This is a genomic window from Roseivivax isoporae LMG 25204 (genome assembly GCF_000521865.1).
GTDB classification, from domain to species: Bacteria; Pseudomonadota; Alphaproteobacteria; order Rhodobacterales; family Rhodobacteraceae; genus Roseivivax; species Roseivivax isoporae.
Map to the genome: position 1 here is coordinate 1 of NZ_JAME01000087.1, position 3,345 is coordinate 3,345.

Sequence of the window (3,345 nt, forward strand, 5' to 3'; positions counted from 1 at the left end):
GATGAAACGGGGGCAAGACCAGCGCGGGGGGAGGACGACAGTGCATATTCTTCTGCTGGAGGATGATCAGGTGCTCGGCGACGGGCTCGCCAACGGACTGAAGCTGGAAGGTCACGTGGTCGACTGGCTAACATGCGGCCGAGATGCGGAAGCGGCCGACGTGGACTCCGACTTCGATGCGGTGATCCTTGATCTGGGACTCCCCGGGGTCGACGGCAAGCGCGTTCTCCAGCGCTGGCGTCGGAACAATTCCCTGGTCCCAGTGCTGGTCCTGACGGCCTACGATCGGGATTCCCACTGCGCCGAGACCTTGGATATCGGGGCCGACGACTATGTCACGAAGCCGATCCCAATGCCGGAACTCTCGGCACGGCTGCGAGCGATCCAGCGCCGCGCTGCCGGGGGCGCGGACAATCTTCTCGAGGAGGGCGCTCTACGTCTCGAGCGCGAAAGGCGAACGGGGTTTCTCGGAAAACGCCCGCTGGAGCTTTCGACCTTCGAATACACCATCCTTGAAATCCTTCTGGAGCGCGCGGGCAAGCCGGTCGGACGCGACACCCTCGAAGCGCGCCTCTATGGTTGGGAGGACGGGCCGGAGAGCAACTCCCTTGAGGTTCTCATCCACAAGCTGAGAAACAAGATCGGCCGGACCAGGATAAGGACGGTGCGCGGGCTGGGATACCGGCTCGATCCATGAAATCGGCCGTCAGCCTGCATCTGCGTCTGACGGGTCTGCTGGTTCTGTTGGTGGCGGTGCTCCTTAGCATCGCGTTCATATATGCGGAGTTTCGCTCGCAATACATCGCGCGGCAGGACGTCGATGGACGTCTCCGGATCGGGGTCACGTTCATTCTTGGACCGTCCGTGACGCTTGCACAGAGACCCGGAACCGGGCTGTCCGGCGTCGATGCAGCGGGTGCGGAGAACAACATCCCGGCGATTACGCCGGTTGCGGAACTGCGTGGGATCGACGGGCGGCTGGTCTACCGCAGCATGGGGTTTCCGCAGGACATGCCGCGGACAGATGAAGGCTTCTCCGATCAGCGCAGCGCCGGCGAGGACTGGCGTGTGCTCACTGTCCAGAACACGGATCGCAGCCTGACCGGCCGTGTCGCGATCAGGGACGCCGAGACCCGGCGGCTCGCGGGGATGGTGCGATCAAACATTCTTGTTCCTACCGTTGCGGCGCTTGTCTTGCTGGCCATTACGGTCCTTGCCGCGATCTGGCTGGGTCTGCGGCCATTGAGGGATATAGAGCGCGAAATCGGTAGGCTCGATGTCACACGGCCAAGAGCGCTCGAGATCGACCCCGCCAGCATGCCGCGGGAACTCTCACGCCTGACGATCACGCTGAACGGCCTGCTCGACAGACTGAAGCAGCTCCTGCGCCATCAACAGACCTTTGTCTCGGCCGCGGGACATGAGTTGCGGACCCCGCTCTCCGGATGCGCCGCTCAACTTGACGTCGCCCGGCGTTCGAAGGATCCGGCGCAAAGGCTCCATGCGCTGACAAAGCTCGATCAGGGATTGCGTCGCATGACCGAGTTGGTGGAGCAGCTTCTCGTGATCGCCCGGAGCGAGAGGTCAACGCTCGACCTCGCGAGCCGGGAATTCGATCTTGCCGATCTCGTCAGAGAGCTCATTGCGGACCTCGGGCCGTCACGCCACAGGGTGAACGTCGAGATCCGTCCCGGCCAGACGCGCGTGAGCGGGCGGCCGGAGTTGATCGGCTCGCTGGTAACCAATCTCATCGACAATGCGCTGCGTGTCTCACCAGCAGACGAAAAGGTCATGGTGAGAGTGCTCCGCCATCGGGACCATATGCGGATGTACGTCTGCGATCGCGGGCCGGGTCTGACCGAAGATCAGAAGTCCAGAATTTTCGAGAGCTTCTACAGCGGCGCCGATGGCTCTGGCCCGGGTACGGGGCTCGGGCTGGCGATCGTCAAGGCCGTTGCGCTTGCCCACCACGGCGACGTTGTCGCCGTCGACCGAGATAGCGGCGGGCTCTGCATGCAGGTGACACTTCCCGTTACGGGCGCGCCCGGCATCATCTCCCGCACGCCGCAGGACCGAGGCGGACGGGTGCAGCCGCAAGCCGAGGATCACTAAGCTTCGGTTAAGCTTGGTGGGCGATTCCCTTTTCCATCGACAGTGGCCAATGCGCCGCTGACGTGAAACGCCACAATCAATTAGGGAGAAATCTCATGTATCGCACCTTCATCCTCAGCCTCGCCCTGGCAATCGGGACCACACCCGCCTTCGCGGCGTCATTCTCGGAGCTTGACAGCGATGGCAATCAGGAACTGAGCCGCGACGAATTCTACGGTGGTGTGGCTGATATCGGAACCTATTCCGACTGGGACGCCAACAGCGACGGCCTGCTCGACGAGAACGAGTTCAACGAGATCGGCGGAGACTGGGACTACGATACCTGGGACGCCGACGCCAACGCCTATGTCGACTCGGGCGAGTTCTACGATGGCTATTACGCGAGCTACGACGCCAACGAAGACGGCCACTGGGACGGTGGCGAATGGGACGATGCCGGAGAGGCAGGCATTTTCGACTGGTAATCGTCGCCTCGTTGGTGGCTGAAGACGCGCGGCCCTGAGCGGGGCCGCGCATTCTCTCAGATCGGAAGAGGGAAACCGCTGATCGCTGACCAGCGCCGCCAGCCAATACCAGATGTGGCGCATTCGGAATGCGCCACAGCCAAGGTGGTTTTGTTCCGGTCTGTGACGGCGCGGCACGTGGTCGGCAAAGGCGCCCACGATGGGGGTGATGTCCCTATACTGGATCTTCGGAAATTCAACGTGAAACCCCCGGCCGCAGCCAAGTCAGAATAGCCCAAGCTGCCGGTGCGTGAACCGCCGGCGCCGCCCAAGGCGCAGGACGCTACTGAGTATTCCACCGGTTGAGGATCCCTCGAGCCTCGGGCATCCAATGACACGTTGACTGCCTGAGCCTCGACAAGAACATGATCTCGGACCTATTGCTTGACCCCGGAACGCTGCCCGCGGAAGGGAGCCACCTCGTTGGCTTTGCCTGGGCGGACACCGATTTCGTCATAGGGACCGACGGCCTTTCGGCATACGAGGCGGCCGGCGACACGTTTCACTGGGGCGCCGACGGTCATCATGTCCTGATCAGGCGCTCGGGCGACCGGATCCGGATCGGTGCCGATGCGGCAGGCTATGCCCACCTCTTCTACTGGTCTGACGGCGCAGACTGGGCCGTCGCGTACAGCTTCATCCAGCTCGTCGCGTACCTGCGGCGACGGGGCGTGAGGCTCACCGAGAACATCGCCCAGACGGGCGCTTTCCTGTCGCGCAAGCAGCTGTT

At 62.9% G+C, this 3,345-nt stretch carries 4 protein-coding genes; all 4 read left to right on the forward strand.

Annotated elements, in window-relative coordinates:
- Positions 1-697 (forward strand): response regulator (locus tag RISW2_RS22525; protein WP_084615543.1); only part of this gene is annotated, 697 nt, incomplete at its 5' end.
- Complete coding sequence (locus RISW2_RS23795) at positions 694-2,112, forward strand: sensor histidine kinase (RefSeq protein ID WP_051492364.1); 1,419 nt, start codon at positions 694-696, stop codon at positions 2,110-2,112. The genes RISW2_RS22525 and RISW2_RS23795, both read left to right, overlap by 4 nt.
- 95 nt (positions 2,113-2,207) lie before the next feature.
- Complete coding sequence (locus RISW2_RS22535; protein ID WP_043775510.1) at positions 2,208-2,576, forward strand: hypothetical protein; 369 nt, start codon at positions 2,208-2,210, stop codon at positions 2,574-2,576.
- Between the two features lie 404 nt (positions 2,577-2,980).
- Positions 2,981-3,345 (forward strand): hypothetical protein (locus RISW2_RS22540; protein WP_043775512.1); only part of this gene is annotated, 365 nt, incomplete at its 3' end.

Excerpts from the sequence above, each read along its gene's own strand:
- RISW2_RS22535 (WP_043775510.1), top strand. The coding sequence starts at position 2,208 with ATGTATCGCACCTTCATCCTCAGCCTCGCCCTGGCAATCGGGACCACA.
- RISW2_RS23795 (WP_051492364.1), top strand. The coding sequence starts at position 694 with ATGAAATCGGCCGTCAGCCTGCATCTGCGTCTGACGGGTCTGCTGGTT.